Source organism: Kineosporia sp. R_H_3 (assembly GCF_002198675.1).
Taxonomy (GTDB): Bacteria; Actinomycetota; Actinomycetes; order Actinomycetales; family Kineosporiaceae; genus R-H-3.
This window is the reverse complement of record NZ_MWLL01000030.1, coordinates 1-3,684: the sequence shown is the minus strand read 5'-3', so window position 1 is coordinate 3,684 and position 3,684 is coordinate 1. Positions and strand designations below refer to the sequence as shown.

Annotated in this window: 4 protein-coding genes and 1 pseudogene; 4 read left to right on the top strand and 1 reads right to left on the bottom strand. The window is 77.1% G+C overall.

Annotated elements, in window-relative coordinates; all coding sequences use genetic code 11:
* Together ECOMGDLI_RS02595 and ECOMGDLI_RS02590 are read left to right on the top strand one after the other, a co-directional pair.
* A pseudogene (locus tag ECOMGDLI_RS02595) lies at positions 1–768 on the top strand (hypothetical protein); the annotation flags it as partial.
* Positions 765–1,196 carry a hypothetical protein gene (locus tag ECOMGDLI_RS02590; RefSeq protein WP_088313297.1) on the top strand — a complete coding sequence of 144 codons (432 nt, stop codon included), beginning with the start codon at positions 765–767 and terminating at the stop codon, positions 1,194–1,196. The pseudogene ECOMGDLI_RS02595 and the gene ECOMGDLI_RS02590, both read left to right, overlap by 4 nt.
* A 109-nt stretch (positions 1,197–1,305) precedes the next feature.
* Here ECOMGDLI_RS02590 and ECOMGDLI_RS02585 read toward each other — a convergent pair whose 3' ends face one another.
* Positions 1,306–2,463 (bottom strand): glycerophosphodiester phosphodiesterase, encoded by a 1,158-nt coding sequence (locus tag ECOMGDLI_RS02585; RefSeq protein WP_198954478.1) that lies wholly within the window; start codon positions 2,461–2,463, stop codon positions 1,306–1,308.
* A gap of 143 nt (positions 2,464–2,606) precedes the next feature.
* Between ECOMGDLI_RS02585 and ECOMGDLI_RS02580 the strand changes: the two genes are divergently transcribed.
* Positions 2,607–3,038, top strand: a complete 432-nt coding sequence (locus tag ECOMGDLI_RS02580) for a YchJ family protein (RefSeq protein WP_088313295.1) — start codon at positions 2,607–2,609, stop codon at positions 3,036–3,038.
* Positions 3,035–3,684 (top strand): MFS transporter (locus tag ECOMGDLI_RS02575; protein ID WP_143447472.1); only part of this gene is annotated, 650 nt, incomplete at its 3' end. The genes ECOMGDLI_RS02580 and ECOMGDLI_RS02575, both read left to right, overlap by 4 nt.

Here is a 3,684-nt window from a genome sequence, read left to right as displayed (position 1 = left end):
ACGACGATGACGACCCGGCCGGCGCCGACCGAGACGGACAGCTCGACGGGGTCGGCCGCCGTGGCGCCGGACCTCACCCGGCCCTCTCACGGCCTGACCCGCGCCACCCTCGGTGCGGCGCTCGTCGGCGGCGCCACCGTCGCGATCCTCGACCGGGCCGGTGCCGACATCCCGATGCCGTTCGCGGTCGGCACCGCGGTGGTCCTCGGCATCATCGCGCTCGGCATCCTCGCGGCGGGCCTGTCCGGACGGCGGTCCGGAGGCCTCGCCCCGATCGCCTGGTTCGTCGCGATCGTCGCGGTGAACGCCGTCGCGATCGGCAACGTCGACACCCGGGCCGGCGACGTCAACTGGAGGCCGACGTCGGTCGCGGCCGCCGAGGCCGGGCTCGACCGCGGCGCGGGCGACATGCGCGTCGACCTCACCGACCCCGCGATGCGGTCCGGCGCCACGGCGGCCGACCCCGTCGAGCTGTCCGTCTCGGTCGGCGCCGGCCGGGTCGTCATCGTCGTCCCGACGGGCACCGCGACCCGGGTCGACGCCCAGGTCGGGCTCGGCGCGATCAACGACCGGGTCACGGACACCACGCAGAGCGGCGGCCCCGGTCAGAACCGGCAGTTCGTCGTCGGCACCGGCGAGGTCACCGCCGTCGTCCACGCGAAGGTCGGCCTCGGCGAGGTCCTCGTCGTCACCCAGGGCATGGACGTCGCCCTCGGCCGGACCACCCCCACCACGAGCACGGTCACGAGCACGGAGGCACTGCGATGAGCACGACCCCGAACGAGCCCGGCACGGGCGGGCTCGACCTGCCCGGTTCCCCGGCGGCCCCGGCCGCCCCGGCCGCCCCGACGTACGGCCCGATCGGCGGGGTCACCGCCCCGCGGCCGCTCGACCCGGAGTCGCAGCGGCTCCTCGACGCCCGGCCCACGGGCTACGGCGACGAGGCCGGGGTGACGGCGGTCCTCACGCCCACCACCGCGGCGCCCGCCGGCCGCCGGACCCCCCGGGTCCGGACGATCGTCTTCGCGCTCGTCCTCCTCGCGGTCGCCGCCACCGTGTTGGTCGCCGCGGTCACCGACGTGACCGTCGACGGCGGCGCCGTCCTGCTCGTCCTGCTCGTCGCCGCCGGGCTCGCGCTCCTCGGGGGCGGGCTGGCGGCGGCGGCGAAGGAGGCCCGCGGCGGGCCCGGCGCCTGACCGCCCACCAGCACCACCAGCACCACCAGCACCACCAGCACGGCCGAGGCCCCGCAGCACGTACCGGCGATCCCGGTGCGACGCTGCGGGGCCTCGTCGTGCGCCGGGATCAGACCGTCGCGAGCGCCCGGGCGAGGACGGCGACGTCGGGCTGGTCGGCGAACAGCCCGTCGATGCCGGCCCGCAGGAAGGTGACCTGCTCGTCGACGCCCCGGCCGAAGTCGGGCAGCACGTCACCGCGCCGGAAGTCGGCCGGCAGGAAGGTGTTCTCCGCCCGGAACGTGTAGGGGTGCACGAACAGGCCGGCGGCGTGCGCGTCGTCGACGAGCGCGCTCGGCGTCCCCAGGGTGCCGTCCGCGCGGCGCGGGATGACCTGGCTCTTGTCGGGGCCGATCCCGTCGGCGTAGCGGGCGACGCCGCGCAGCCCGGCCGGTGACGCGAGCTCGGCGTAGGTCGGGCCGGAACCGCGGGCGACGGTGTCGTACGGCGCGCCGGACGCGCTGAGCAGCTGGGTGACCCGGGTGCGCAACCCCATGCGCCGCAACGACTCCAGGTTCGACACCTCGAACGACTGGACGAGCACCGGCGCGTCGGCACGGTTGAGGCCGTAGCGGCGCAGCGTCGCGAGCAGCGTCTCCTCCAGGGGCAGCCCGATCGCCCGGTGGTACGTCGGGTGCTTCGTCTCGGGGTAGACGGCCAGCTCGCGGTCGAGCTCGCGGGAGAGCCGGCGGCGCAGCTCGAGGAGCTCGACGAACGTCGGCACCTCGAAGAGCCCGTCGTACATCGTGTTCTCCTGGCGGACCTGCGGGATGCGCTCCTTGGCGCGCAACGTCTTCAGCTCGGCGAGGGTGAGGTCCTGCGTCCACCAGCCGGTCACCGTCACCCCGTCGAGGACGACGGTCCGGCGCCGGTCGGCGAACTCCGGCCGGTCCGCGACGTCCGTCGTGCCGCCGATCTCCGGCTCGTGCCGGCAGACGAGGACGCCGTCCTTCGTCGCGACGAGGTCGGGCTCCATGACGTCCGCACCCATCCGGGCGGCGAGCTCGTAGGAGGCGAGGGTGTGCTCGGGGCGGTAGCCGGAGGCCCCGCGGTGCCCGACGACGAGCGGCCGGCGGCGGGACCCGCCGGCGCCCGCGGCCCGGGTCGGCGCCTGCGCGGGGACCGGGGCGACGACGACGGCGGACGCGGACGTCGCGAGCCCCCCGGCCAGCGGGGCGGACACGACGGCACCGGCGAAGCCGGCGAGTGCTGCACGGCGGGTGGGCACGACGTCCTCCTCGTGGCCGCCGGCCCCGTGCCCGCGCGCCGTGGACCACCGAACCGGCGCCGGGCGAACGCGACCGGTGCGCGTGGCGAGGCCGCGATGACACGCGGACGAACACCTGACGACCCGCCCCCTACCCTGGCCGCGTGGACACCGCGGCCCCCCGGGACGACGACGCCCCCTGCCCCTGCGGCCGGGGCGGGTCCTTCGGAGCGCTGACGTTCGCCCGCTGCTGCGGGCGCTGGACGGGGCCCGGTGCACCGCCCGCCCCGGACGCCGAGAGCCTCATGCGCTCCCGGTACAGCGCGTACGTCCGCGGCGACGTCGCCCACGTGAGCGCGACCTGGGACCCGCTGACCCGGCCCGCCGGGCCCGACCTCGACGGCGGCCCGACGTGGCTCGGCCTGCAGGTGCTCGACGCCGGGGACGACGGTGTCGAGCAGGGCCGCCCCGTCGCCCACGTCGAGTTCGTCGCGACGTACCGGGGCTCCGACGGCCGGGTGCACCGGATGCACGAGCGCAGCCGGTTCACCCGCCGCGGCGAGCGCTGGTTCTACGTCGACGGCGAGGTCACGTGACCGCGCCGGACCGGACCGCGCGCACGAACCCCTACCTCGACGTCCTGCGCGTCCCCGGGGCCGCCGCGTTCTGCGCGGCGGCGACGCTCGCCCGGCTGCCGATGGCGATGATCAGCCTCGGCGCGCTGCTCCTCGTCTCGACCTCGGGCCGGTCGTTCACCCTGGCCGGCCTCGTCTCCGGCGCCACCGCGCTCGGCCAGGCGGCGGGCTCCCCGCCGCTCGGCCGCCTCGTCGACCGGCTCGGGCAGACCCGTGTCCTCGGCCAGCAGGCGCTCGTCAACGCGGCCCTGCTCGGCACCCTTGTCGTCGCGACCCGGGCCGGTGCCGCGGGCGGCGTCCTCGTCGGGGTCGCCGCCCTCGTCGGTGCGACGGCACCGCAGGTCGGCGCGCTCGCCCGGGCGCGCTGGGGGCGTCTGCTCGACGGCGACCCGCGGCTGGAGACCGCGCTCGCGCTCGAGGCGGTCATCGAGGAGGGCATCTTCGTCACCGGGCCGCTGCTCGTGGCGGCGTGCGTCGCTCTGCTCGGCCCGCCGGGGGCGCTGCTCGCCGCTGCCGGCACGACCGTCGTCGGCTCGGCGCTCTTCCTCGCGCAGCGCAGCACCGAGCCCGCCCCGCACCCGCCCCGAGCACACCCTCGCCTCCTACG

Coding starts and splice junctions, on each gene's coding strand:
- ECOMGDLI_RS02590 (WP_088313297.1), top strand. CDS start 765: ATGAGCACGACCCCGAACGAGCCCGGCACGGGCGGGCTCGACCTGCCC.